The 24,312-nt window shown below is 70.5% G+C and carries 22 protein-coding genes; 9 read left to right on the top strand and 13 right to left on the bottom strand.

Going from position 1 to position 24,312, the window contains the following annotated elements; all coding sequences use genetic code 11:
* Positions 1-158 precede the first annotated feature (158 nt).
* The 4 genes from ACQEXA_RS25375 to ACQEXA_RS25360 are packed head-to-tail and all read left to right on the top strand — an operon-like array spanning position 159 to position 5,396.
* The gene (locus ACQEXA_RS25375; protein ID WP_432931051.1) at positions 159-911 is read left to right on the top strand and encodes a redox-sensing transcriptional repressor Rex; all 753 of its coding nucleotides are present in this window, start codon (positions 159-161) and stop codon (positions 909-911) included.
* Entirely contained in the window at positions 908-2,701 is a 1,794-nt protein-coding gene (locus ACQEXA_RS25370) for a glutamyl-tRNA reductase (RefSeq protein ID WP_432931053.1), read from the top strand. The genes ACQEXA_RS25375 and ACQEXA_RS25370 overlap by 4 nt, the downstream gene beginning before the upstream one ends.
* Positions 2,698-3,693 carry a hydroxymethylbilane synthase gene (hemC, locus tag ACQEXA_RS25365; RefSeq protein ID WP_432931055.1) on the top strand — a complete coding sequence of 332 codons (996 nt, stop codon included), beginning with the start codon at positions 2,698-2,700 and terminating at the stop codon, positions 3,691-3,693. The genes ACQEXA_RS25370 and hemC overlap by 4 nt, the downstream gene beginning before the upstream one ends.
* Positions 3,690-5,396: a uroporphyrinogen-III synthase gene (locus tag ACQEXA_RS25360; RefSeq protein ID WP_432931057.1), complete on the top strand. Its 1,707-nt coding sequence runs from the start codon at positions 3,690-3,692 to the stop codon at positions 5,394-5,396. Before hemC ends, ACQEXA_RS25360 begins: the two co-directional genes overlap by 4 nt.
* Before the next feature lie 43 nt (positions 5,397-5,439).
* On the opposite strand, the gene ACQEXA_RS25355 is transcribed toward ACQEXA_RS25360, so the two are convergent.
* The gene (locus tag ACQEXA_RS25355; RefSeq protein ID WP_433131098.1) at positions 5,440-7,071 is read right to left on the bottom strand and encodes an IS200/IS605 family accessory protein TnpB-related protein; all 1,632 of its coding nucleotides are present in this window, start codon (positions 7,069-7,071) and stop codon (positions 5,440-5,442) included.
* A gap of 410 nt (positions 7,072-7,481) precedes the next feature.
* On the opposite strand from ACQEXA_RS25355, the gene hemB reads away from it, so the two are divergent.
* Entirely contained in the window at positions 7,482-8,474 is a 993-nt protein-coding gene (hemB, locus tag ACQEXA_RS25350; protein ID WP_432931061.1) for a porphobilinogen synthase, read from the top strand.
* A gap of 10 nt (positions 8,475-8,484) precedes the next feature.
* On the opposite strand, the gene ACQEXA_RS25345 is transcribed toward hemB, so the two are convergent.
* Positions 8,485-9,072 (bottom strand): DUF4232 domain-containing protein, encoded by a 588-nt coding sequence (locus tag ACQEXA_RS25345; RefSeq protein WP_432931063.1) that lies wholly within the window; start codon positions 9,070-9,072, stop codon positions 8,485-8,487.
* A gap of 332 nt (positions 9,073-9,404) precedes the next feature.
* Between ACQEXA_RS25345 and ACQEXA_RS25340 the strand changes: the two genes are divergently transcribed.
* Positions 9,405-10,310 (top strand): SAM-dependent methyltransferase, encoded by a 906-nt coding sequence (locus tag ACQEXA_RS25340; RefSeq protein WP_433131096.1) that lies wholly within the window; start codon positions 9,405-9,407, stop codon positions 10,308-10,310.
* 16 nt (positions 10,311-10,326) lie between these two features.
* Here the strand turns inward: ACQEXA_RS25340 and ACQEXA_RS25335 are convergent, their stop codons facing one another.
* The 4 genes from ACQEXA_RS25335 to ACQEXA_RS25320 all read right to left on the bottom strand — a co-directional run bounded on the left by ACQEXA_RS25335 (position 10,327) and on the right by ACQEXA_RS25320 (position 13,465).
* The gene (locus ACQEXA_RS25335) at positions 10,327-11,259 is read right to left on the bottom strand and encodes a phosphotransferase family protein (protein ID WP_432931067.1); all 933 of its coding nucleotides are present in this window, start codon (positions 11,257-11,259) and stop codon (positions 10,327-10,329) included.
* A 285-nt stretch (positions 11,260-11,544) separates the two neighbouring features.
* On the bottom strand, positions 11,545-12,363 hold the full coding sequence (locus tag ACQEXA_RS25330; protein WP_432931069.1) for a DUF4253 domain-containing protein: 819 nt from the start codon (positions 12,361-12,363) through the stop codon (positions 11,545-11,547).
* 35 nt (positions 12,364-12,398) lie between these two features.
* The gene (locus ACQEXA_RS25325; RefSeq protein WP_432931071.1) at positions 12,399-12,641 is read right to left on the bottom strand and encodes a DUF397 domain-containing protein; all 243 of its coding nucleotides are present in this window, start codon (positions 12,639-12,641) and stop codon (positions 12,399-12,401) included.
* On the bottom strand, positions 12,638-13,465 hold the full coding sequence (locus ACQEXA_RS25320) for a helix-turn-helix domain-containing protein (RefSeq protein ID WP_432931072.1): 828 nt from the start codon (positions 13,463-13,465) through the stop codon (positions 12,638-12,640). Before ACQEXA_RS25320 ends, ACQEXA_RS25325 begins: the two co-directional genes overlap by 4 nt.
* Positions 13,466-13,578: 113 nt before the next feature.
* Between ACQEXA_RS25320 and ACQEXA_RS25315 the strand changes: the two genes are divergently transcribed.
* Positions 13,579-14,007, top strand: coding sequence for an ATP-binding protein (locus ACQEXA_RS25315; RefSeq protein ID WP_432931074.1), 429 nt, complete (start codon positions 13,579-13,581; stop codon positions 14,005-14,007).
* On the opposite strand, the gene ACQEXA_RS25310 is transcribed toward ACQEXA_RS25315, so the two are convergent.
* Together ACQEXA_RS25310 and argS are read right to left on the bottom strand one after the other, a co-directional pair.
* On the bottom strand, positions 14,000-14,230 hold the full coding sequence (locus ACQEXA_RS25310; RefSeq protein WP_433134836.1) for a hypothetical protein: 231 nt from the start codon (positions 14,228-14,230) through the stop codon (positions 14,000-14,002). The two genes, ACQEXA_RS25315 and ACQEXA_RS25310, sit on opposite strands and share 8 nt — an antisense overlap.
* Before the next feature lie 386 nt (positions 14,231-14,616).
* The gene (gene argS, locus ACQEXA_RS25305) at positions 14,617-16,380 is read right to left on the bottom strand and encodes an arginine--tRNA ligase (RefSeq protein WP_432931080.1); all 1,764 of its coding nucleotides are present in this window, start codon (positions 16,378-16,380) and stop codon (positions 14,617-14,619) included.
* Between the two features lie 222 nt (positions 16,381-16,602).
* Between argS and lysS the strand changes: the two genes are divergently transcribed.
* Entirely contained in the window at positions 16,603-18,348 is a 1,746-nt protein-coding gene (gene lysS, locus ACQEXA_RS25300; RefSeq protein WP_432931082.1) for a lysine--tRNA ligase, read from the top strand.
* A gap of 75 nt (positions 18,349-18,423) precedes the next feature.
* Here the strand turns inward: lysS and ACQEXA_RS25295 are convergent, their stop codons facing one another.
* The 3 genes from ACQEXA_RS25295 to ACQEXA_RS25285 form a co-directional block, all read right to left on the bottom strand.
* Positions 18,424-19,809, bottom strand: coding sequence for a DUF2637 domain-containing protein (locus ACQEXA_RS25295; RefSeq protein ID WP_432931084.1), 1,386 nt, complete (start codon positions 19,807-19,809; stop codon positions 18,424-18,426).
* 169 nt (positions 19,810-19,978) lie between these two features.
* Positions 19,979-20,842, bottom strand: coding sequence for a DUF3558 family protein (locus ACQEXA_RS25290; protein WP_433131094.1), 864 nt, complete (start codon positions 20,840-20,842; stop codon positions 19,979-19,981).
* A gap of 124 nt (positions 20,843-20,966) precedes the next feature.
* Entirely contained in the window at positions 20,967-21,800 is an 834-nt protein-coding gene (locus tag ACQEXA_RS25285) for a DUF3558 domain-containing protein (protein ID WP_433131092.1), read from the bottom strand.
* Positions 21,801-21,993: 193 nt separating this feature from the next.
* Between ACQEXA_RS25285 and ACQEXA_RS25280 the strand changes: the two genes are divergently transcribed.
* Positions 21,994-23,187 carry an RtcB family protein gene (locus ACQEXA_RS25280; protein WP_432931090.1) on the top strand — a complete coding sequence of 398 codons (1,194 nt, stop codon included), beginning with the start codon at positions 21,994-21,996 and terminating at the stop codon, positions 23,185-23,187.
* A gap of 85 nt (positions 23,188-23,272) precedes the next feature.
* Here the strand turns inward: ACQEXA_RS25280 and ACQEXA_RS25275 are convergent, their stop codons facing one another.
* Both ACQEXA_RS25275 and ACQEXA_RS25270 read right to left on the bottom strand, forming a co-directional pair.
* On the bottom strand, positions 23,273-23,440 hold the full coding sequence (locus tag ACQEXA_RS25275) for a hypothetical protein (protein WP_359405345.1): 168 nt from the start codon (positions 23,438-23,440) through the stop codon (positions 23,273-23,275).
* Entirely contained in the window at positions 23,440-24,216 is a 777-nt protein-coding gene (locus tag ACQEXA_RS25270; RefSeq protein WP_432931092.1) for an SDR family NAD(P)-dependent oxidoreductase, read from the bottom strand. The genes ACQEXA_RS25275 and ACQEXA_RS25270 overlap by 1 nt, the downstream gene beginning before the upstream one ends.
* Positions 24,217-24,312 lie beyond the last annotated feature (96 nt).

Here is a 24,312-nt window from a genome sequence, read left to right as displayed (position 1 = left end):
CCCCATCCATGCGGCGGGGGTGCGTGACCCCGGTCACGTTGGCCGGGCAAATCGGACACAATCTTTGTGCACGCGTTCACAAAGACATAGCCTGCATTCGACGGGGCGGTCCAGGGACGTGTGACCGCCTGCAGCCCCGCTCTACCCGCAGGAGCACCGTGGCAACTGGCCGAACTCACCGACCGGCGACCCGCAGCCGAGGGATTCCCGAGGCCACCGTCGCCCGGCTTCCGCTGTACCTCCGAGCCCTGACCGCACTGTCGGAGCGCTCGGTACCCACGGTCTCCTCCGAGGAGCTGGCCGCGGCCGCGGGGGTCAACTCCGCGAAGCTGCGCAAGGACTTCTCCTACCTCGGCTCCTACGGGACCCGGGGCGTGGGTTACGACGTCGAGTATCTCGTGTACCAGATCTCCCGTGAGCTGGGGCTGACCCAGGACTGGCCGGTTGTGATCGTCGGTATCGGTAATCTGGGCGCGGCGCTGGCCAATTACGGAGGGTTCGCCTCCCGGGGCTTCCGGGTCGCCGCGCTCATCGACGCCGACCCGTCGATGGCCGGAAAGCCGGTCGCCGGCATTCCGGTGCAGCACGCCGACGACCTGGAAAAGATCATCGAGGAGAACGGCGTCTCTATCGGCGTCATCGCCACCCCTGCGGGGGCCGCCCAGCAGGTCTGCGACCGTCTGGTGGCCGCGGGTGTGACCTCCATCCTGAACTTCGCGCCGACCGTGCTGTCCGTCCCGGACGGCGTCGACGTGCGCAAGGTCGATCTCTCCATCGAGCTGCAGATCCTCGCCTTCCACGAGCAGCGCAAGGCCGGCGAGGAGGCCCTTCCCGACGGCCTGCCGGCCACCGCCGCGGACTCCGCCGACCAGGGACCCGACGGGGACTTTCCCGCCGTGATGCCGGCATGAGTCTCCTCGTCGTCGGGCTGAGCCACCGCAGCGCTCCGGTCAGCGTCCTCGAGCGGGCCGCGCTGGCCTCGGACGCCCAGGCCAAGCTGCTTCAGGACACGGTCGCCGCCGAGCCGGCGGACGAGGCCGCGGTGCTCGCCACCTGCAACCGCATCGAGCTGTACGCCGACGTGGACAAGTTCCACGCGGGTGTCGCCGAGCTGTCCACCCTGCTCGCCCAGCACAGCGGGGTCGGTCTCGACGAGCTGACCCCCCACCTCTACGTGCACTACGAGGACCGGGCCGTCCACCACCTGTTCTCGGTGGCCTGCGGGCTGGACTCGATGGTCGTCGGCGAGGGCCAGATCCTCGGCCAGATCAAGGACTCCCTGGCCACCTCGCAGGAGCTGCACACCGCCGGACGGCTGCTGAACGATCTGTTCCAGCAGTCGCTGCGGGTCGGCAAGCGCGCCCACTCCGAGACCGGGATCGACCGCGCCGGTCAGTCGCTGGTGACCTTCGGCCTGGAGCAGCTCTCGTCCGGTGCGCCGGTCGAGACCTGGGCCGCGGGCAAGCGCGCCCTCGTGATCGGCGCGGGCTCGATGTCCTCGCTGGCCGCCGCGACCCTCGCACGCGCCGGGGTCGCCGAGATCGTGATCGCCAACCGCACGCTGGAGCGTGCCGAGCGTCTGGCGAAGATCCTGACGGAGGACGACGACACGGACGTGTCGGCACGTGCGGTACCGATGGACACGGTGCCGGACGAGCTGACACGTGCCGATGTCGTGGTCTCCTGCACCGGCGCGACGGGTCTGGTCCTGACGGCCCAGGCGGTCGCTGAGGCGCTCGAGAGACGCGTGGACGGCCCCTCAGACCCTCTCGCCCCTGCCACCCCGGCCGCCCCGGCACAGGGCGCCCAGGCCGCGCGTACGGCCGTGGCGTCGATGCCCGGCCAGGCCGCCGCACGGGACGAACTCGCCCCCACCAGCCTGGGCACCGAGGACGGCTGCCCGCTCGACCTGTCCGCCGTGCAGGGCACGGCCGGCTTCTCGGTGCTCGGCGAGGCCGCCGTCGCCGGGATGCGAGCCGCCGAGCTGGAGCAGCACGCGGCCTGGGTCGACAAGGGCGACAAGGAGCGCAGCGGCCGTCCGACCGGCAGCGCAGTGCTCGACCCGGAGACCGAGGCCGAGGTCATCACCGCGCTGGCCGCGACCGCGGCCACCGTCGGCCGGATCCCCGAGCGCCGCCGCCCCGAACCCGTCGTGCCGGCCCCCCGCCCCGCGCCCGTGCTGTCCATCCTCGACCTCGCGATGCCGCGGGACGTCGACGCGGCCGTGCACCGGCTGCCCGGGGTACGGCTGGTCGACATCGAGTCCCTCGCCGAGGCCTCCGCCGACGCGCCGATGGCCGCCGACGTCGATCAGGTGCGGCGGATCGTCTCCGACGAGGTCACCGCGTTCGGCGCCGCCCAGCGCGCGGCGCACATCACGCCAACCGTGGTCGCGCTGCGCTCGATGGCCGCCGACGTGGTGGCGAACGAGATCGCGCGCCTGGAGGGGCGGCTGCCGGGCCTGGACGACAAGCACCGGGCCGAGATCACCCAGACCGTGCGGCGCGTCGTCGACAAGCTGCTGCACGCGCCGACCGTACGGGTCAAGCAGCTGGCCGCCGAGCCCGGCGGCGCCGGATACGCGGACGCGCTGCGCACCCTGTTCGACCTGGACCCCGAGACGGTCGCCTCCGTCTCCCGGGCCGAGGACGCCGACAGCACCGAGAACACCGAGAACGCCAAGAACCGAGGGCGAGCATGAGTGAGCCACGTGAGCCGCAGGCGCACGTCACACACCGAGAAGAGGCACTGAGGCTCGGGACCAGGCGCAGCAAACTCGCCATGGCCCAGTCCGGACAGGTCGCGGACGCCGTGCGCCGGGTCACCGGACGGCCGGTGGAGCTCGTGGAGATTACGACGTACGGCGACACCTCCCGTGAGCACCTCGCCCAGATCGGCGGCACCGGTGTGTTCGTGACCGCGCTGCGCGACGCCCTGATCAGGGGCGAGGTCGACCTCGCGGTGCACTCCCTCAAGGACCTGCCGACCACGCAGCCGCAGGAGCTGGCGCTGGCCGCGGTGCCCGTACGCGAGGACCCGCGTGACGTGGTGGTGGCGCGCGACGCCCTGAAGTTCACCGACCTGCCCCGCGGCGCGCGCATCGGCACCGGTTCGCCGCGCCGTATGGCGCAGCTGAACGCGTACGCGCGCGGCCACGACCTCGACATCGAGACGGTCCCGATCCGCGGCAACATCGACACGCGGATCGGCTACGTCCGCAGCGGCGAGCTGGACGCCGTGGTCCTCGCCGCGGCCGGACTGAACCGCATCGGCCGGATCGACGAAGCGACCGACTTCCTGTCGGTCGACACGGTTTTGCCCGCCCCCGGCCAGGGGGCACTGGCGATCGAGTGCACCGCGGACAACGCGGACCTGATCGCGGCGCTCGCCGAGCTCGACGACCCGTTCACCCGGGCCGCCGTGACCGCCGAGCGGTCCCTGCTCGCCGCCCTGGAGGCCGGTTGCAGCGCCCCTGTGGGCGCGCTGGCCGACCTGTTGGCCGACGGGCAGATTGTCCAAGAAATGCGCCTGCGCGGCGTCGTCGGCACCCCCGACGGCCAGGCGCTGGTGCAGCTGTCCACCACCGGTCCCGTGCCCGAGACGCACGACCAGGCAATGGCGCTCGGTCGCGAACTCGCCGCCGAGATGCTTGCCAAGGGCGCGGCCGGTCTGATGGGGGAGCGAGCACATTGAGCCCCACCACCCTTCCCGCCGGCCTTGAACACGGGTACGTCACCTTCCTCGGTGCCGGACCCGGGGATCCGGGACTACTCACCCTGCGCGCCGTGGAGGCGCTGGCGAACGCGGACGTGCTCGTCGGCGAGCACGAGGCGCTCGACGTGGTGCGCACACATGCCAGAGCAGGCGTCGCCGTCGTGAACACGGACCCGGACCCCGCCACGGGTACGTATCCGGGCACGGGCACGCCTCAGCTAGCGGTCGTTGACGGCGAGTCAACAGCCGCTGGCGTCCCCGCGTTCAGGGATGCGGCACATCTTGTCATGGAGGCTGCGCGGGGCGGCAGGCGGGTCGTCCGTGCGGTGACCGGCGACCCCGGCATGGACTCGTACGCCACCGGAGAGATGCTGGCGTGCGCCGCCGCGGGCGTCCCGTTCGAGGTCGTGCCCGGCGTCGCGACCGCCGTCGGCGTGCCCGCGTACGCGGGTGTGCCGCTGCGGGACGCGCAGGGCACCGACGTACGGTTCGTGGACGCGCGGACCGCTACGGACCGCTGCTGGACCGAGATCGGCGCCTCCGACGGCACCGTCGTGGTCTCCACGACGCTGGACTCGGTGGCCGCCGCCGCGGGTGAGCTGGTGGCCGCGGGCCGCAAGCCGGACACGCCGCTGACGGTGACCGTCGCCGGTACGACGACCCGGCAGCGCACCTGGACCGCGACACTCGGCTCGATCGCGCAGACGCTCAAGCAGGCGAAGGTCCTGCCGTCCCCCGAGGGCGGGCGTCCGGTGATAGCCGTGGTCGGTGAGCGTTCCTCCGCGGCCCAGCGCGACCAGCTGTCGTGGTTCGAGAACAAGCCGCTGTTCGGCTGGAAGGTCCTCGTCCCGCGTACGAAGGAGCAGGCGGTCTCGCTCTCCAACCAGCTGCGGTCGTACGGGGCAGTGCCGCACGAGGTGCCGACGATCGCCGTCGAGCCGCCGCGCACGCCCCAGCAGATGGAGCGCGCGGTCAAGGGTCTGGTGACAGGCCGCTACGAGTGGATCGCGTTCACGTCGGTCAACGCGGTGAAGGCGGTCCGCGAGAAGTTCGAGGAGTACGGCCTCGACGCGCGCGCCTTCGCGGGCATCAAGGTGGCCGCGGTCGGCGAGCAGACGGCGAAGGCGCTGGTGGCCTTCGGCGTGAAGCCGGACCTGATCCCGAGCGGCGAGCAGTCCGCGGCCGGCCTTCTGGAGGACTGGCCGCCGTACGACCCGGTGTTCGACCCGATCGACCGTGTGTTCCTCCCGCGCGCCGACATCGCCACGGAGACCCTGGTGGCCGGGCTGATCGAGCTGGGCTGGGAGGTCGACGACGTCACCGCGTACCGGACGGTCCGCGCCTCGCCGCCGCCGGTCGAGACCCGCGAGGCGATCAAGGGCGGCGGCTTCGACGCGGTCCTGTTCACGTCCTCCTCGACGGTCCGGAACCTGGTGGGCATCGCGGGCAAGCCGCACAACGTGACGGTGATCGCCTGCATCGGCCCCGCCACGGCGAAGACGGCGGAGGAACACGGCCTGCGCGTCGACGTCATGGCTCCGGAGCCCTCCGTACACGCGCTGGCGGAGGCGCTCGCGGACTTCGGCCTGAGGCGGCGCACCGCCGCCCACGAGGCCGGGGATCCGGTGACGCGGCCGAGCGAGCGGCGGCCGGGTGCGCGGCGGCGTCGTACGACGACCTGAGCCACTGCCGGGCCGAAAGCGACCGGACGCGAAAGAACCGTTCTTAATCAGTGAGCAGGAGTGAGTCTTGTACCCAATCCTGGTCAACTGGCGCATCCCGAACGGTGGTGGATGCACTGGTCGCCCGCGTTCGCGCCGCGTCCGGCGACACGGATCGTGTCCGTGGTCCGGGGATGCGGGGGCGGGTTCCCTCACGCCCTGGGGTGCCGTGTCCGGCCTGGGCGGTCCGATGCCCCACACGATCGCTCTGGTCGTGTGGGGGCGGTGCCGTCCGTCGCCGGATGCGGTGCCCCAGGGCGCGCCTGCCGATCGCGATGCTCGCGGCATCGTGACGGGTGGTTTTCCTGGTCGTGTGGGTGAGGGGTTTTTGCCAGTGCTGGGCGCCCCACCTGCTGGTGTAGGCGGGGTCCACGGCGATGATGGTGATGCCGAGTTCGGCCGCCATGCTGACGAGCCGGGCCCGCAGCTTGGATACCGGCATGCCGGAGATCACCTGCCTGAACCGCTTCTGGCGCCCGTGCCTCTCCCGGGTCTTGTCCGCGGTGAAGTCGAGGTCTTCGATCGCGATCGACAGGCCGTGGCGTTGGGCCCAGTGCAGGAGCCGGATCAGTGCATGCCGTACCTGGGCATCACGATGGTCCGCGGTGCCGGACAGGTCGTAGACGAACCGGCGCGGTCGACCGCATGGATTGCCGTGCTCGTCCAGCCGCCAGGCGGCCAGATGGTCGGCGTTCGTATCGGCACCGATCAGGCCGCCTGTGCGGGCGTGGGACAGGGGGACGGTCTTGATGGGTGGGATGGTCCAGGAGGCGGTGAGGTACCAGCGGGAGCGGTCTGTGTCGTAGTGGATGCGGTAGGCCACGGCCCGGTTCGTGGTGATGCGGTCGGCCCACTCGTCACTGCGGTGGTGGAAGAGGGCAGCGCCGGTGAGCGTATACCGGCCATGCGGGGCGTTGGCCAGGTGGGCGAGCGGAGCAGGCAGTTTCAGGGACACGTCGCCCTCGGGCGTGACGCGGATCGTCTCGTTGCCGAACCGCTTGCCCGATTCCCCGTCCGCTTGGAGGAACCAGCGCGATGCTTCCCAACGTTGCCGCCACTGGGCCTGCGTGAGCTGGGCGGCGTGCAGGTGGTGCCGGTTGCGCGCGAGCCGCTTCCCGCCGCGCACAACCCGGACCCGGCCCACGGCGTGGTCGGCCTGCTCGGCACCCAGCCGGTCGCGAAGGACCCGCAGGCGCCGGGACTTGGCGAACCACTCTCGTGCGCTGCGGTAGCCGCCAGGCGCCCGCCCCTTTCCCTTCCCGCCGATCGGAAGGGACAGGCGGTGCGCGATCGTCCGCACGCCCGCCTGAAGGTTTTGAATGTGCGCGCTTTGGGCACGCCTTGCCAGCGCCCACTGATCGTGCGTGGCCTTGGTGATACTCCCGGCCCAACGCGACGAAGACTCCTCCGTCAGGGCCCGCTTGCGCCCCGCCCACGTATGAGTGGAGTGCTCCAGACCGTCGGCGCACCGGCGTTTGAGATCTCTTGCGGCCAGCGAGCCCAGATGCGCGCCCACCAGGCGCAACACCTCCTCGTCGGTGGCGCTCAAGTGGCCCAGACGGGTCCGGATCGTCACGCCCGACGGGCCGACGGCCACGAAGGGAGCAGCGATCGTGCGCAACGACTCACCACGCATCGATGTACTCCCTCCATCACGCTTGATCGGCAACAGGAAGAACGGTACGGCCGGGCACTGACATCAGTGCCCGCCATACGACGTGTGCGCGCTGCAACACCACCAGCCAGTACATGCTCCTGCACACCCACGCACGCTCCTGTACATCCGAAAACGAACAGTTCCCCACCCCTCCGACCGCGACATGCGGTCGGAGGGGTTTTTCGCGCTGGACCGGCGTTCAGTCCTCACAGCCGGGTGCCGGGCCGGCGCAGTTCGTGTCGTCATCGCTCTGCACGGTGCTGCAGACGAGGGCCTGGGCACCCGGAAACTGCGAGAGTTCCGCTCGATGGCTCATGCCTCCGATACGTCCGCACCGGTCGACACCACGTCGGCAAAAGGACCCCTGGGCCGGGCGTAGCGTAGAGAGCATGACGAAGTACGGATCCTTCCCCGGTTCCCGTCCCCGGCGGCTGCGTGCCACACCCACCATGCGTCGCATGGTCGCCGAGACGCGGCTGCACCCGGCCGACTTCATCCTCCCGGCGTTCGTGCGGGAGGGTGTGAGTGAGCCGGTGCCGGTCGCGTCCATGCCCGGCGTCGTGCAGCACACCCGGGACAGCCTGAAGAAGGCCGCCGCGGAGGCGGTGGAGGCCGGGATCTCCGGGATCATGCTCTTCGGCGTGCCCGAGGAGTCGAAGAAGGACGCCGTCGGGACGACGGGCACCGACCCGGACGGGATTCTGCAGGTCGCCCTGCGCGATGTCCGGGCCGAGGTCGGCGACGACCTGCTCGTCATGTCCGATCTGTGCCTGGACGAGTTCACCGACCACGGGCACTGCGGTGTGCTCGACGCCGAGGGGCGCGTGGACAACGACGCCACCCTGGAGCGGTACGCCGAGATGGCGCAGGTGCAGGCCGACGCCGGTGCCCATGTCGTCGGGCCCAGCGGCATGATGGACGGCCAGATCGGCGTCGTCCGGGACGCGCTCGACCAGATCGGGCGCGAGGACGTCGCGATCCTCGCCTACACCGCCAAGTACTCCTCCGCCTTCTACGGGCCGTTCCGGGAGGCCGTCGCCTCGTCCCTGGAGGGCGACCGCAAGACGTACCAGCAGGACCCCGCCAACTGGCGCGAGTCCCTGCGGGAACTCGCTCTCGACCTGGAGGAGGGCGCCGACATGGTGATGGTCAAGCCGGCCGGGCCCTACCTCGACATCCTGGCGAGGGTCGCGGACGCGGTCGACGTGCCGGTGGCCGCGTACCAGATCTCCGGTGAGTACGCGATGATCGAGGCCGCGGCCGAGAAGGGCTGGATCGACCGCGACCGGGCAATCATCGAGTCCCTGACCGGCATCAAGCGGGCCGGTGCCCGCAACATCCTGACCTACTGGGCCACCGAGGTCGCCCGCACCCTGCGCTGACGCCCGCCGGTCAGTACGTCAGGGCCGCCTCTCGGTTCGAGAGCCAGTACGTGACGGTCACCTTGTCGTCGACGTGCACGCCCTCGCCCGGGAGCGCCGGGTGGACGGTGTGGCCGTCGGGAAGGGCGACCGTGAGGGTCTTCACCGTGCGGCCGTGTCCGCCGGTGCCGTCCGCCGCCGACAGGAGCACGCCCGCGTAGGCCGATGCGCCGGGAGAGAGCGTGACGGCGGAGCGCGGTCGCGTCTCCCGCGCGGGCGGCGCCGAGGAGTCCGCTCCGCCGAAGCGGGCCTTCGGGTAGCCGGTCAACGTGCAGTTCGTGGCGCCCGTGTTGGTGACCGTCAGAAGCAGATGGTCCGTGGGGCGGGAGACCGGGGTCGCCGTCGTCCTGGTGTGGCCGCCCGAGCAGGGGGCCGCCGTGCCGGGGCCCCCGGCGCCGCGGACCGGGCCGTCGGAGAGGGTCGACTCCGAGGACGGTCCCTCGTCCCGTACGCCCTCCCCGTTCTGGCATGCCGTGAGTCCCAGGGCGGCGAGCACGGCCGTGGCGGCGAGCAGACGAGTTCGGAAGGCACGGGCGGTACCGGTGGTGCGAGCAGACATGGGTCGGCCCTTCGACGTCAGGAACTGGGGGGGTGGCGCGGCCGCTCGACCGGTCACCGGGAGCGGAAGCCTCGCTACCGGACAGCTTGGCCGCTGCGGGAGCCCGGCCGCCACATCCGCCGCGGTTTTCGGGACGCCCGGATCGCGATGTGCGCCCTGACGTGGGGAAACGCCGTCCGCCGGGAAACCGGGACGGGACGCAGGAGGCGTCCCGAGTCTCCGTCCCCGGCGGTCCGGGCACTTCCAACTCGCCACAGGAGTTAGGTTGTTGACCACATCTTTGGTTGCCCCTTCAATGACCGAGTCCTACGCCGACCACCAGGGAGACGTCCATGCCCGGCGATGCCCTCAGCCGTGACCCGGCCGAGCTGCGTAAGCGGATCGACACCACCAAGGCCCACCCGGCACGCGTCTACGACGTCTTCCTCGGGGGCAAGGACAACTACCCGGTGGACCGCGCGGCGGCCGCCGCCGCACTCGCCGCCAACCCGCGCGGCTACCTCGACGTCCGGCACAACCGTGACTTCCTGCGCCGCGCGGTGACCCGGCTCGCCGAGCAGGATGGCATCCGGCAGTTCCTCGACATCGGCACCGGCCTGCCGACCGCGCAGAACGTCCACCAGATCGCCCAGCACATCACCCCCGACTCGCGGGTCGTCTACGTGGACAACGACCCGGTCGTCCTCGCGCACGCCCGCGCCCTGCTCACCAGCGGGCCCGAGGGGCGTACGGACTACGTCGACGCCGACCTCGCCGCACCCGCCGAGATCCTCGAACAGGCCGCGAAGACCCTGGACTTCGACCAGCCCGTCGCGCTGGTGCTGGTGGCGGTCCTGCACTTCGTCGAGGACGAGCAGGCCTACCCGATCGTGCGCGAACTGGTGGAGGCGCTGCCCTCCGGCAGCCGGCTCGTGCTCAGCCACCTCACCGAGGACCTCAACCCGGAGAACATCCGCGCGGTCCAGCGCACCTACACCGAGCGCGGCTTCACCTTCGTCCTGCGCTCCAAGGACAAGGTCGCGCGGTTCTTCACCGAGACTCCCGGCGTCACCCTGGACGAGCCGGGCGTCGTCCCGGTCCACCACTGGCACCAGGACGGCGCGGCGCCCCAGCCCGAGCATGTCGACCCGGCGCAGCTCGCCACCCTCGACGACATCGAGAAGGTCCGCTACCGCGACATCAGCGACGTCACCGACGCGGACATCAACGTGTACGTGGCCACCGCCCGGAAGGTCTAGCCGGGCCGGGCCGCGCTCACCCCTCCGTGCCGAACCACCTCTCGGCGAGTGCGTCCAGGTGTGGTTCGGCCGGAGACGGGAGCTCGTGCAGATACAGGGGCAAGTCGCTGTACACGTGCAGCAGCGTGTACGCGAGCAGCTGCCGGGGGTCGTACGGGGCGCGTCCGTAGGCCGCGTGGAAACGGCGGAACTGGCGCGGGTCGGCACGGGTGACGAACAGGCCCACGCTCGCGAAGTCGTAGGCCGGATCGCCGATCATCGCCGGCTCGAAGTCGAACAGCCCGGTCAGCCTGCGGCCGTCGCGCATGTCGATGGTCAGGTGCTCGCGCATGAACTCGGTGTGCAGCAGCGCGAGTCCGGTGGTGGCGGGCAGCGGGACGGAGTCCAGGAACTCGGGGATCCGGTCGAGCCAGGGCTCGGTCACCCCCTTGGCCCGGTGGTGCTCGAGCGTCCCGGCGCGCCGGCGGCGCAGGAACGAGGCCCAGTCCGTCGGTCCCACGACATCCGTCAGCGGCTTGAAGTCCATCGCGTGCAGCGAGGCCAGCGTCCGGGCCGACTCCGACACGATCCGGTCCTGCTCCGCCGCCGTGAGCCTCGGCCAGGCCTCGGCGACACTCAGCCCGGGCAGCCGGGACATCAGCACGAACCGCCAGCCGTTGCCGTACTCGTCGGTCGCGTGCAACCGGGGTGTGGGAAGCGACAGTTGCCCCCAGAGGTGGGACAGCACCCGTGCCTCTCGGATGGCTTTCGTCGTCTCGAAGCGCGGATACAGCTTCAGGACCAGGTCGCCCCCGACCGCGTACACGGGCAGGGAGCCCTCGTCGAAGCGCCGCACCGGCAGTCCGACGAGCCCCAGTCGGTCGAGCAGGTCCAGGGCGGCCGGGCGCAGCACCGCCTCGTCCGAGAGCATCGCGTCCAACTCGTCGATCATGTCCACGCTCGGCAGCATGGGCCGCATGCTAGGACCCGGCGACGGTCGTCCGCAGGGCCAAACAGGGTTGTTGTATGAGGCAGTTATATCCCGGAAGTGCCCGAAAGAGCTGTTTTCGAGCGGCGTACCCATGGGACCCCGGGCCGCGTAGGCGGACTGACGGCTTCCGGGGCCCTTCGACGCCGACGGGGTCGCCGCCGCGCACCGCGGCCGCCGGGGACGCCGTGCTCGACGGCCCCCGGCGGGCCTGACCGGAACGCTTCGTCGCCTACAGCCCGGAGGGGATACGGCGGGGCAGGCGGCTCAGTCCCACCAGAAGGACCAGATCCGCCGGCCCACGATCTCGTGCGCGGCGTACTCCTGGAGCGTCTCGTGGTGCCCCTGGGCGATGTTGTCCGGGCAGAAGGCGAAGTGCTCGGCGGCCACCGCCTCGGCTTCGGCCTGCGTGGTCGGCGGGGCGGCGACGGACAGGACGAGCTGGTCGAAGGTGAGCGCGACGACCCGTATGCCGAAGCGGTCCTCCCAGGAGCGGAGGACGGAACAGATGCGGGCCGTGTCGTTCTCGTGGTTCAGGGGCCCGCTCCAGCCGATCGCCGCGGGTATGTCGGCCGAGCGACGGGCCGGAACCAGGGCGAGGCGCGCCTCCTTGAACCAGGAACCCTCGTCCAGGAGGGAGTCCGCGACCTCCGCCGCGCGTGCGTCGGGGTCGGCTTCCAGCCGGGGCGCGGCGGCGAGACCGGGCCACTCCGGGCCGAAGGGGGCGAGCATCTCGTCGAATTCGCCGTTGGTGTCGTCGTCGCCCCAGAAGTCGGCCAGCACCTCCTCGGCGTCATGATCCCCGGGGTACGACATCTCGCCCGGCATCAACTCCCATTCCTCGGGGCCGCCCTGGGTGCCGCCGACGTCGACGAGCACCGGAAGGAGCCCCGCCCGCGCCCCGGGTGAGCCCAGCCGGGCCCAGTTGCCGGAGGACGCGGTGCGTCCGGCATGCCACAGCAGCGGCTCGTGCCACGGACCCTCGTCCGTGGCGTCGATCAGTCTCCCGGGCGGGAGTTCAAGCCCGAGCGCGCGCCCGCTCGGATCGGCCGCCAGCTGGGGCAGCGGATTGGGAAGTGTCGCCATGCCAGTGACTGTAGGGCCAGCCTCTGACAGCGCCCCTAGCGGGCCGCGTAGTCGGTGAACGCGGCCCAGGCCTCCGGAGAGACGGTGAAGACGGGGCCGGTGGGGTTCTTGGAGTCGCGGATGTGAACGGTGTGCGGACAGGCGGCGACTTCTACGCACTGGCCGCCTTCACTGCCGCTGTAGCTGGACTTGCGCCACGCGTGGGCGACTTCGAGGCAGGCGCCGCCTTCGCTACCGCTGTAGGACGACTTGAACCACTGAAGAGCTTCGGTGCTCATTTCTCTCCTAGTAGGCGGTCGAGCAGGTCCCGGGAATCCTGAGTGGTCAGGGCCTGTGTCCGCAGCATCGCATATTTGCGCGCCAGGAAGGACACCTCATCCGGACCGGAGACCCACTGGCTGCCGCGTTGGGACTCGGTGTACGCGAGGTGCTGGTGATCCGGGGTCTCCAGGAGGGTGAAGGGGCCGTCGAGCCCTGCGTGGTGGGGGCTGCGCATCGGGAGGAACTGGATTGCAAGGCCCGGCAGTTCCGCGACCGTCCGGAGGTGGCGAAGCTGCTCCAGTTGCACCCTCCGGCCGCCGATTCCCAGGTACAGCACCGGCTCCCAAACGATGAAGCTCAGCGTCGGCGGAACCTTGCGGTGCAGGATCTCCTGACGCTCGATGCGGGCCGCCGTGCGGGTCTCGACCTCGTCCTCGTTGTACGCGGGTACGCGTTCGCGTAATACGGCCCGGGCGTACGCCTCGGTTTGCAGGAGGCCCGGCAGAACGGTCGCGTCGAACCAGGAGAGAGCGATGGCCTCACGCTCGTGCTGGACGTACAGCTCGGCCCACATCGGAAACTGGTCGATCTCCGGCAGGTTCTCCACTCCGACCGATAACAACCCTTTTGTCCCCAGAAGTTCATCCAGCAACGCCGCCAGGTCCGGCTTCAGCGGACGCCTCCCCTGTTCGATCGAGGCGATCGTCTCCTCGTCGAGCATCAGCCGTTCCCCGAGGGCTCGTTGAGTGAGGCCCGCCGCACGGCGTGCGGTGCCCAGCTGGACCCCCAGCATCTTCATGGCCGAGAGGTTCTTCTTCTGTGGAAGCTTCCTGGAGTTCATGCTGGACCAACTCCCCACGCCCGCCCGTACGCGACCCCGAACGAACCCGTACAAAAAATCTGTACGGGCTCACTCAGTGATCCACGGTAGTCACTCTCCGCGACACTCGTCCTGTGAACGAGACGATCCAACTCCCGCCCCTGCGCGAGAGGTTCTTCCGGCGCGAACGCCGAGCCGTCCCCGCCGCCCGGCGGTTCGCCCAGGAGACGCTGGCGGGCTGGGGCCTCGCCGAAGCCGGGCGCAGCGAGGACGTGCTGCTGTGCGTGAGCGAGCTGGCGACCAACGCGCTGCTGCACGGGGTGCCGCCCGGCCGCCACTTCCGCCTCTTCCTGCGGTACGACGGTGCCTTGCTGCGGGTGGAGGTGCACGACAGCGGGGGTGGCGTCCCACACCTCGTCGACAAGGCCGACGACGGTGACGAGGGCGGGCGCGGGCTGCTGCTGGTCTCCGCGCTCGCCGACAAGTGGGGTGTCGGCGAGCGGGAGCTCGGCAAGGTGGTGTGGTGCGAGTTCGCTTCCGCACCACCTGGGGACGTCACCTGAGGGCGTCGGTCGCGCTGGACTGCCAGTACGTCGCGGTCAGCTTGCTGTCGTAGTACACGCCCTTGGCGGGCAGCTTCACGGTGGCCGTGGGGCCCGCGTCGCTGCGCGGGGTGCGCCCCTGGAAGATGACGGTCAGTTTGTGGCCCGTGGTTCCGTTCTCTCCGCTGCCGTCGGCGGCGGAGAGTCGCACGCCCGCGTAGCCGGACCCGCCCCGGGCGCCCACTGCATCTCGTCGAACCGCAGGAAGGGGAAGTACGTCAGGTCGCACGGCCGGGAGCCGGTGTTCTTGACGGTGATCAGCATGTGGTCGAGGGGGCGGGACACCACCTGGGCGGTGACCTGGGTGTTGGCGCCGTTGCAGAGGACGGGCGTCGTGCTCGTGGTCCCGTGGCCCGTACCCGAGCCGGACGCGCGGCCCGTGGTGTCCTTGCCGGTCCCCGTACCCGTGCGGGACGCGGTGTGCGAGCCCTTCGCCGCCGACGAGCCGGAGCCCGAGCCGGTGTTCGCGGCCGGGGCGCCCTGTGCGGCGGGACTCTGGTGCCGTAGGCGGCCCGGAAACGAACGCGGCCCCGCCGGGAGTGTCCGGCGGGGCCGCGTCACGCAACGGGATCAGAGCCGCTCGGGCGTCCTGATGCCCAGCAGCGTCATGCCCGCGTGCAGGGTGCGGGCCGTGACGTCGCACAGGAAGAGTCGGTTCTCCACCTGCTCCGGCGTCTCGGCCTTCAGGACCGGGCACTTGTCGTAGAAGGACGTGTACAGCGACGCCAACTGGTACAGGTACGCGGTCATCTTGTGCGGGGCGTACTCCCGCGCGGCCTCGGCCACGTTCTCCGCGAACTGGTCGGCGTGCAGGCCCAGGGCGCGCTCGGCCTCGGTCAGTTCGAGCTCGGGGTGCGCGGCCGGGCGTACCTCGCCGGCCTTGCGCAGGATCGACTGGATACGGGCGTAGGCGTACTGGAGGTAGACGGACGTGTCGCCGTTCAGCGACACCATCTGGTCGAGGTCGAACTTGTAGTCACGGCTCGCCGATGTCGACAGGTCCGCGTACTTCACCGCGCCGATGCCCACCTGGGCCCCGCGCTCGGCGATCTCCTCCGCGGACAGGTCCTGTGCCTTCTCCCGAACGACCGCGGAGGCCCGGTCGATCGCCTCGTCCAGCAGGTCGACCAGGCGGACCGTCTCGCCCTCACGGGTCTTGAACGGCTTGCCGTCCTTGCCGAGGACCGTGCCGAAGGCGAGCTGGTACGCCTTCACGTCGTCGTTCAGCCAGCCGGCCCGCCGCGCGGTCTCGAAGACCATCTTGAAGTGCAGCGACTGACGGGCGTCCACGACGTAGATGATCGAGTTCGCCTTCAGGTTGAAGACACGGTCGCGGATCGCGGACAGGTCCGTGGCCGCGTAGCCGTAGCCGCCGTCCGACTTCTGGACGATGAGCGGGACCGGATTGCCGTCAGGGCCCTTGACGTCGTCGAAGAAGACGCACAGCGCACCCTCGGAGCGGACCGCGACACCGGAGTCCTCCAGGAGGCGGCACGTCTCCGCGAGCATGTCGTTGTAGCCCGACTCGCCGACGATGTCGGGGTCCCGGATCTCCATGTCCAGCTTCTCGAAGACCGAGAAGAAGTAGATCTTCGACTCGTCGACGAACTTCTGCCACATGGCGACGGTGTGCGGGTCCCCGGCCTGGAGGTCGACCACCCGGCGGCGGGCACGCGTCTTGAACTCCTCGTCGGAGTCGAAGAGCCTGCGGGCCGCCTTGTAGAGCCGGTCGAGGTTCGACATCGCCTCTTCGCCGGTGACCTCGGCGGCCCTGTGGTCCAGCTCGTGCGGGTGCTCGTCCAGGTACTGGATGAGCATGCCGAACTGGGTGCCCCAGTCGCCGATGTGATGGCGGCGGATCACCGTCTCGCCGGTGAACTCCAGGAGCTTGAGCACGGAGTCGCCGATCACCGCCGAGCGCAGATGGCCGACGTGCATCTCCTTGGCCACGTTCGGCTGGGCGTAGTCGATGACCGTGGTGCCCGGGTTCTCCGCGTACGGCACGCCGAGGCGGCCCTCGGTGTCGGAGGCGCGGGCGGCGAGGTTCTCGGTGATCGCCTTGTCGGTGACCGTGATGTTGAGGAAGCCGGGGCCGGAGACCTCGACGTCCTTGATCACGTCACCGGTGACGACCTTGTCCACGACCTGGGTCGCCAGCTCGCGCGGGTTCGCCTTCGCCTTCTTCGCGAGCGCCAGGATCCCGTTGGCCTGGAAGTCCGCCCGGTCGCTTCGTCGCAGCAGCGGGTCCGCGTCGGCGGCCTCCGGCAGGGTGGCCGAGAGGGCGTTCGCGAGGCGCTGGTGGACGGAAGCGGTGAGGGACGTGACCGAGGCCATGGATGTGGGTGCCGTTCTCCTCGTGCGAATAGTTCAGACGCAGCCAGTATCCCATGCGGGGTAAAGCGATTTTTTCGTTCGCCGACTGAACTGCGGCCCGCGTCCCCTCGTCCCTGAGGGTGCGGCACGGGCGTGAAAAGGCGTTTTCGCGGATGTGGCCCTGCCTGGGACAATGGAGTGGTCAGCCGTCTGACCGTGCCGGCTGCTTCGAGAAAGAAGGACGTGCCGATCGTGGCTCAGAGCACCGAGACCACCGACTGGGTCTCCCGTTTCGCGGATGAGGTCATCGAGGAGTCGGAGCGTCGGGCCCCGGGCAAACCGGTCGTCGTCGCGTCCGGGTTGTCGCCTTCGGGCCCCATCCACCTGGGCAATCTCCGGGAGGTCATGACGCCGCACCTCGTCGCCGACGAGCTCCGGCGGCGCGGGTACACGGTGCGCCACGTGCTGTCCTGGGATGACTACGACCGGTACCGGAAGGTCCCGTTCGGCGTACCGGGCGTGGACGACTCCTGGGCCGAGCACATCGGCAAGCCGTTGACCTCCGTGCCCGCCCCGAAGGGCTCCGCTCACCCGAACTGGGCCGAGCACTTCAAGGCCGCGATGGTCGAGTCGCTGGCGGAGCTGGGCGTCGAGTACGACGGGATCAGCCAGACGGAGCAGTACACCTCGGGCACCTACCGCGAGCAGGTCCTGTTCGCGATGAAGCACCGGGCGGAGATCGACGCGGTGCTCGCCCAGTACCGGACCAAGCCGAAGGCCGCCGCGAAGAAGCAGCAGCAGAAGCCCGTCGACGAGGCCGAGCTGGAGGCCGAGGAGGGCTCCGGCGCCGCCGCCGAGGACGACGGCAGCTCCGGCTCCGCCGGGTACTTCCCGTACAAGCCCTACTGCGGCCGGTGCGGCAAGGACTTCACCACCGTGACGGCGTACGACGACGACACCACCGAGTTGACGTACACCTGCTCGGCCTGCGGGTTCGCCGAGACGGTGCGGCTGAGCGAGTTCAACCGCGGCAAGCTGGTCTGGAAGGTCGACTGGCCGATGCGGTGGGCCTACGAGGGCGTCGTCTTCGAGCCCTCCGGTGTCGACCACTCCTCCCCGGGCTCCAGCTTCCAGGTCGGCGGGCAGATTGTCGGGATCTTCGGCGGCAAGCAGCCCATTGGTCCCATGTACGCCTTCGTGGGCATCAGCGGCATGGCCAAGATGTCCAGCAGCAAGGGCGGGGTCCCGACCCCGGCCGACGCGCTGCAGATCATGGAACCGCAGCTGCTGCGCTGGCTCTACGCCCGCCGCAGGCCCAACCAGTCCTTCAAGATCGCCTTCGACCAGGAGATCCAGCGGCTCTACGACGAGTGGGACAAGCTGGTCGGCAAGGTCGCCGACGACTCGGCGCTGCCCGGCGACGTCGCCGGGTACATGCGGGCGACCGGCACGGCCGCAGGCCCGCTGCCCGCCACCCTGCGCCCGCTGCCCTACCGCACGCTGGCGTCCGTCGCCGACATCACCGCCGGCCACCAGGACCAGGCACTGCGCATCCTGTCCGACCTCGACCCGGCCAACCCGCTGACCTCGCTCGACGTGGTCCGGCCGCGGTACGACAAGGCCGAGGCCTGGATCAACACGCAGGTGCCCGAGGACCAGCGCACCATCGTCCGCGGCGAGCCGGACGCCGACCTGCTGAAGTCCCTCGACGAGCAGTCGCAGCAGTCGCTGCGGCTGCTGCTCGACGGCCTGGAGGAGCACTGGTCGCTGGACGGGCTCACCCACCTCGTGTACGGCGTGCCCAAGGTGCAGGCCGGGTTCTCGCCCGACGCCACCCCCAAGGAGCTGCCGCCGGAGATCAAGACCGCCCAGCGGTCGTTCTTCGCGCTCCTGTACCACCTGCTCGTCGGCCGTGACACCGGTCCGCGGCTGCCCACCCTGCTGCTCGCGGTGGGGCAGGACCGGGTGCGCACGCTGCTCGGCGCGTAGTCCCAGGTACGCGGAGGGGCGCCCGGTGAACACCGGGCGCCCCTCCGCGTCTTCACGCTGTGCGATGCCGCCGGGTCAGGCGATGTGGTCCTCTTCCAGCTCCGCGTTGAAGCGGTTGGAGAAGCGGTTCACCATGCGCTTGGCGGCGGCGTCGGTGAGGGAGATGCCGTACGTGGCCTCGACGCTGTCACCGAACTCGCGCGGCGTGGGCAGACTGCCGTTGATGGACTGGCGGAAGACCGAGTAGTAGCCCTCCTCGTCGGGTTCCGTGCCGCCGCCTTCGCCGAGCTGGCGGGTGCGGTTCGGGCCCGCCGGGATGGGGAAGCTGCCCGTCTCCTCACCGGAGGACTCCTCGGGCTGCTCCGGGTTCGGGGCCTGGTACTGCTCCGGGGCGGGGCCCTGGTACTGCCGCGGATTCGGGACCTGGAACTGCTCCGGGCCGGCGCCCTGGTACTGCTGCGCGTTCTGGGCCTGGTACTGCTCAGACTGCTGGTTCTCGTACCACTGCCACTGGTCTTCCTCGGGATCGTAGGAAGGCTCCGGCTGGTACGTCGGGTCGTAGGTGCCCTGGTACTGGATCTCCTGCTGGGCGTTGAACCACGGGCTCTGGTCGCCCTCCGGTGCGGAGCCCGGCTGCCCTGAGGCCGCATCGGCCTCGAGCCGGGGGCGCTGCCCGGCGGGAGGCGCCGCCTTCTGCGGGACGGAAGCCGCCGCGGCGGCCCCGGTGCCCCCGGCCGCTTCCAGCTGCGGCGCCGGAGGTATCAGGGCCGGTTCTATGCCGGCCGCCGCCAGGCCGGCCGGGGCGGTGTCCACCAGGGGGACGCCGAACTTCGCCAGCCTCAGGGGCATCAGCGACTCCACCGGGGCCTTGCGGCGCCAGGCGCGGCCGAAACGGGAACGCAGGCGGGCCTGATAGACGAGACGTTCCTGCTCAAGCTTGATGACCTGGTCGTAGGAGCGCAGCTCCCACAGCTTCATGCGGCGCCAGAGCAGGAAGGTGGGTATGGGGGAGAGCAGCCAGCGGGTCATGCGGACGCCCTCCATGTGCTTGTCCGCAGTGATGTCCGCGATCCGGCCGATGGCGTGGCGGGCCGCCTCCACGGCGACCACGAACAGCACCGGGATGACCGCGTGCATGCCCACGCCCAGCGGGTCCGGCCAGGCCGCCGCGCCGTTGAACGCGATCGTCGCCGCCGTCAGCAGCCACGCCGTCTGGCGCAGGAGGGGGAAGGGTATGCGGATCCAGGTCAGCAGCAGATCCAGCGCCAGCAGGACGCAGATACCCGCGTCGATGCCGATCGGGAACACATAACTGAAGTCCCCGAACCCCTTCTTGAGGGCCAGCGCGCGGACGGCCGCGTACGAACCCGCGAAGCCGATCCCGGCGATGATGACGGCACCGGAGACGACCACGCCGACGAGAATCCGGTGTGTCCGTGTCAGCTGCAGTGGCGCGGCCACCTGTACTCCCCTCCCATAGCGTGTGGTTGCGCGCAACAGGGTGGCACACGCGCGGGGCCGACGGGTGACCGGAGTGGGACGAGCCCGGTCCGCGCGGGACCGGGCTCCGGCAACTGTCCTGGTGGCGCCAAGGATTCAGCGGCAGACGAGTTCGTACTTAACGATCCGGTCAGCCCTTCGTGGCGGCCGAAGCCGACGGGGAGGCGCTCTTGGACGCTCCCTGCGACGGGGAGGTGCCCGCCTTGCTGCCGTCCTTGTTAGCCGCCGTCACCGCGGCCACGGCCTCCTTGGCCGCGTTCTCGGCCGCCTTCGCCAGGTCGTCGGCGTCCGGCGTCTTGTCGCCCGCCAGGCCCGCTCCGTTGTAGTCGAGGGTGACGACGACGTTCTCCACGCGCGCCACGACCGTCTGCTGTTTGAAGGATCCTTCCTTCTTCTTGAGGTCGTAGCGCACCGCGGTGGTCTCGTCGCCCACCCCGGCGACCGGCTGCGCCTTGGTGTTCTTCGCGCCTTCGACGGACTGGGCGTCGTGCACCTGCTTGGTGAAGTAGTCCTTGGCGAGCTTGTCGCCCTCGCCGCGCGTGGCGTTGGACTCGAAGCGCAGCAGGGAGACGTTGAGCCAGCGGAACTGGGAGCCCTTGACGCCGTTGTTCTCCAGGCTGCTCCAGGAGCAGCTGGAACGCGACGCCGAGTCGTCCGTCGTGCCCTTCTTGCCGGACTTGGCCCCCTTGGGTACCAAATCGCCCAGGGTCTTCTGGGACAGGACGCCGCAGGGCTCGGGCAGCGTGGAGTACGCGGCCGGCTGGACGGCGTTCGCCGAGGCGCTCTGCGAGGGCCGCGCGCTCGAGGTCTGCTGCTTGGCGTCGCCGCCGGAGGCGGAACCGGAGTCCGAGGAGGAGCAGCCGGCGGCGACGAGCACCGCCGGAACGGCGGCCGCGCAGACGAGGAGTCGGCGAAGGCGGGGGCCCCGGCGGTTCGGCCGGCCCTTGCCCTGATCGTGCTGATCTCGCTGGTCTCGCTGTGCAGGTCGGTGCATGGTTCCTTCACTCATGACGCTCGTGGATCGTGCGGTCGGATCGGGTCCGAGGGGCCACGGTACGCGGTGGGAACACATGCGGTGCGAGGTTCGGCATCCTTCACGGGGCCGGCCCGGGGGTTCGTCAGCCGAGCGAACCGGCCAGCTGCTGAGCCAGTTTCCTGGCCTTGTCCTGCATGTCCTTGCTGTCGGGGGCCTGTGTGGTGGTGGCCGGCTGCTCGTCGTACTCGATGGTCACGATCACGTTGGACGTGCGGAACACCACAGTCACGGTGCGCTGCTCGGCGGTGCTCAGCTGGTCGTCGAGGAACGCCTCGTCGCCGAGGCCGTCGAGCGTGCGCGGCTCCAGGCCGGTCGGGGTCTCGGTGGCGGACGGGTTCGCTGAGTCCGAGGCGGAGGCCGAGCCGGAAGTCGAGGCGGAAGCCGACGCGGAGGGCGAGGGGGGCGCGCTCGCCGTCGCGGTGCCACTGGCCGCGGAGGACGCGCCGGTCGCGGAAGCTGAAGGCGGCTCGGGAAGGTTCGCGGCCTTCTCCTTGGTGGCGTACACCTCTTGGGCCCGGCTGTCGTCGGAGACCGTGTTGTCGTACGACACCACGCGCTCGAGGTCGACGAACAGGTGGTCCGTGGCGCCGGGCGACTCGGCCTTCCAGCGGCAGCCGGAGCGCCGGTCGTTGTTGTAGGTGGCCGCGGCCTCGCCCGCGTAGGCCCTGTCGCGCTGCTCCTGGTCCGCTATCTGCTTGATGCCGGGCAGCAGCGAGTCGAGGGTGTCGTGGCTCACCGCGCCGCAGGCGTCGGAGAGCGTGCGGTACTTGCCGGGCTGGGCGGCCGGAGCGCTCGTGGTGGCGCTGCCGGCCTTGGAGTCCTCCGCCGCGCCGCCGCTGCCGGAACTGCCGGTGCAGGCGGCCAGCAGAGCCGCGAGGAGTACGACGGCGCCCGGTACGTACGCCTTCCGCTGCACGGTGAGGCTCCTCTCGACGGTTCCACGGGGCCTGTGTCCGCTGGTTATTCGGTTGCCGCGTGAGGCGGGCCCCTGGAGACAATGTCTATCGCACGCACGGCCGTGGACGCCGGTCCGTTGTCCCTTACGTCGACCGTGGCGCCGGTTTTGCGATTAACGACTTGTGACACGTTTCCGGGGGGATGGGGAAGAAATGTCGTACGTAGAAGTGCCGGGGGCCCAGGTCCCGATCCGGCTGTGGACGGACCCCGCGACGGTCGAGGGCGCCGCGATGCAGCAGCTGCAGAACGTGGCGACGCTGCCGTGGATCAAGGGCCTCGCGGTCATGCCGGACGTCCATTACGGCAAGGGCGCGACGGTCGGCTCGGTCATCGCCATGCGGGACGCGGTGTGTCCGGCGGCGGTGGGCGTGGACATCGGCTGCGGGATGTCGGCGGTGAAGACGTCCCTGACGGCGAACGACCTTCCGGGCGACCTGTCGCGGCTGCGCTCGAAGATCGAGCAGGCGATCCCGGTCGGCCGGGGGATGCACGACGAGCCCGTCGACCCCGGGCGGTTCCACGGTATGGCCACCTCCGGGTGGGACGATTTCTGGGGCCGGTTCGGCGGCGTCGCCGAGGCGGTGAAGTTCCGCGAGGAGCGCGCCACCAAGCAGATGGGCACGCTCGGTTCGGGCAACCACTTCGTCGAGGTGTGCACGGACACGACCGGTGCCGTGTGGCTGATGCTCCACTCTGGTTCCCGCAACATCGGCAAGGAACTGGCCGAGCACCACATCGGCGTGGCCCAGAAGCTCCCGCACAACCAGGACCTCGTCGACCGCGACCTCGCCGTCTTCGTGGCGGACACCCCGCAGATGGCGGCGTACCGCAACGACCTGTACTGGGCGCAGGAGTACGCGAAGTACAACCGCTCGCTGATGATGGCGCTCCTGAAGGACGTGGTCCGCAAGGAGTTCAAGAAGGCGAAGCCGACCTTCGAGCAGGAGATCTCCTGCCACCACAACTACGTGGCGGAGGAGCGGTACGAGGGCATGGACCTGCTCGTGACCCGCAAGGGCGCGATCCGGGCGGGCTCCGGTGACTTCGGGATCATCCCGGGGTCGATGGGCACGGGCTCCTACATCGTGAAGGGCCTCGGCAACGAGAAGTCGTTCAACTCGGCGTCGCACGGCGCGGGTCGGCGCATGAGCCGCAACGCGGCCAAGCGCCGCTTCACGGCGCAGGACCTGGAGGAGCAGACGCGGGGCGTGGAGTGCCGCAAGGACTCCGGAGTCGTGGACGAGATCCCCGGCGCCTACAAGCCCATCGAGCAGGTCATCGAGCAGCAGAGCGACCTGGTGCAGGTCGTGGCGAAGCTGAAGCAGGTCGTCTGCGTGAAGGGCTGACGCGGCGAGGTGCTGACGCACGGGGCCCCCGGCGGATGCCGGGGGCCTTGCTCACGCCGGCCCCCGCGGCCGTCCGCCCGTGGATTCACTTCGCGTGCCTCACCGCGTAGATCATCACGAACGCCACGATGTGGATACCGAAGAGGAAGTACGCGAGGTAGTACCAGACAAAGCGCTGGCGTTTCTTCTCCAGGGACAGGCGTTCCTCGTCCCCGGTGCCCGCGGGTTCGTCGGCCGGCGCCGGTTCGGGCATCACAGCTCCCGGTGGACCTTGGTGTTCGACGCCTGGGCACGCGGGCGGACCACCAGGAGGTCGACGTTGACGTGGCTGGGGCGGGTGATCGCCCAGGTGATCGTGTCGGCCACGTCGTCTGCGGTGAGCGGCTCGGCGACGCCCTGGTACACCTTCGCCGCCTTCTCCGTGTCGCCGCCGAAGCGGGTCAGCGCGAACTCCTCCGTCCGCACCATGCCGGGCGCGACCTCGATCACCCGGACCGGGGTGCCCACGATCTCCAGCCGGAGGGTCTCGGCGAGGACGTGCTCGGCGTGCTTGGCGGCGACATAACCGGCGCCGCCCTCGTACGTGCCGTGGCCGGCGGTGGAGGACAGGACCACCACCGTGCCGTCGCCGCTCGCCGTCAGCGCGGGGAGCAGGGCCTGGGTGACGTTCAGGGTGCCGAGCACGTTCGTCTCGTACATCCGGCGCCAGTCCTCGGGGTCGCCGGTGGCGACCGGGTCGGCGCCGAGCGCGCCGCCCGCGTTGTTCACCAGGACGCCGATCGTCCTGAAGGCCGTCGCGAACTCGTCGACCGCCGCACGGTCCGTGACGTCCAGCGCGTACGCCGTCGCCGAGTGGCCGGCCGCGGTGAGCTCCTCCGCGAGCGCCTCGATGCGGTCCTTGCGCCGGGCGGTGACGACGACGCGGTAGCCCGCCTCGGCGAGCTGCCGGGCCGTCGCGGCCCCGATGCCGCTGCTCGCCCCGGTGATGACGGCGATGCGGGAGGCGGCGGCAGGTGCGGCGGCGGTCATGGGGCGGCTCCTCGGGCTGCGGGCTCGGTCCGGCGGTCGCGCGTACGGTCGTACGGGCCACCTCCGCCCAGGATAGGTGGCGGGGCCGGGCGGCCG

Origin of the sequence: Streptomyces sp. CA-106110 (assembly GCF_050936285.1) — a bacterium.
Lineage (GTDB): Bacteria > Actinomycetota > Actinomycetes > Streptomycetales > Streptomycetaceae > Streptomyces.
This window is presented reverse-complemented; position numbering and strand designations above follow the sequence as displayed.

Excerpts from the sequence above, each read along its gene's own strand:
- ACQEXA_RS25370 (WP_432931053.1), top strand. The coding sequence starts at position 908 with ATGAGTCTCCTCGTCGTCGGGCTGAGCCACCGCAGCGCTCCGGTCAGC.
- hemC (WP_432931055.1), top strand. The coding sequence starts at position 2,698 with ATGAGTGAGCCACGTGAGCCGCAGGCGCACGTCACACACCGAGAAGAG.
- ACQEXA_RS25355 (WP_433131098.1), bottom strand. The coding sequence starts at position 7,071 with ATGCGTGGTGAGTCGTTGCGCACGATCGCTGCTCCCTTCGTGGCCGTC.
- hemB (WP_432931061.1), top strand. The coding sequence starts at position 7,482 with ATGACGAAGTACGGATCCTTCCCCGGTTCCCGTCCCCGGCGGCTGCGT.
- ACQEXA_RS25345 (WP_432931063.1), bottom strand. The coding sequence starts at position 9,072 with ATGTCTGCTCGCACCACCGGTACCGCCCGTGCCTTCCGAACTCGTCTG.
- ACQEXA_RS25340 (WP_433131096.1), top strand. The coding sequence starts at position 9,405 with ATGCCCGGCGATGCCCTCAGCCGTGACCCGGCCGAGCTGCGTAAGCGG.
- ACQEXA_RS25335 (WP_432931067.1), bottom strand. The coding sequence starts at position 11,259 with ATGCTGCCGAGCGTGGACATGATCGACGAGTTGGACGCGATGCTCTCG.
- ACQEXA_RS25330 (WP_432931069.1), bottom strand. The coding sequence starts at position 12,363 with ATGGCGACACTTCCCAATCCGCTGCCCCAGCTGGCGGCCGATCCGAGC.
- ACQEXA_RS25325 (WP_432931071.1), bottom strand. The coding sequence starts at position 12,641 with ATGAGCACCGAAGCTCTTCAGTGGTTCAAGTCGTCCTACAGCGGTAGC.
- ACQEXA_RS25320 (WP_432931072.1), bottom strand. The coding sequence starts at position 13,465 with ATGAACTCCAGGAAGCTTCCACAGAAGAAGAACCTCTCGGCCATGAAG.
- argS (WP_432931080.1), bottom strand. The coding sequence starts at position 16,380 with ATGGCCTCGGTCACGTCCCTCACCGCTTCCGTCCACCAGCGCCTCGCG.
- ACQEXA_RS25290 (WP_433131094.1), bottom strand. The coding sequence starts at position 20,842 with ATGCACCGACCTGCACAGCGAGACCAGCGAGATCAGCACGATCAGGGC.
- ACQEXA_RS25280 (WP_432931090.1), top strand. The coding sequence starts at position 21,994 with ATGTCGTACGTAGAAGTGCCGGGGGCCCAGGTCCCGATCCGGCTGTGG.
- ACQEXA_RS25275 (WP_359405345.1), bottom strand. The coding sequence starts at position 23,440 with ATGCCCGAACCGGCGCCGGCCGACGAACCCGCGGGCACCGGGGACGAG.
- ACQEXA_RS25270 (WP_432931092.1), bottom strand. The coding sequence starts at position 24,216 with ATGACCGCCGCCGCACCTGCCGCCGCCTCCCGCATCGCCGTCATCACC.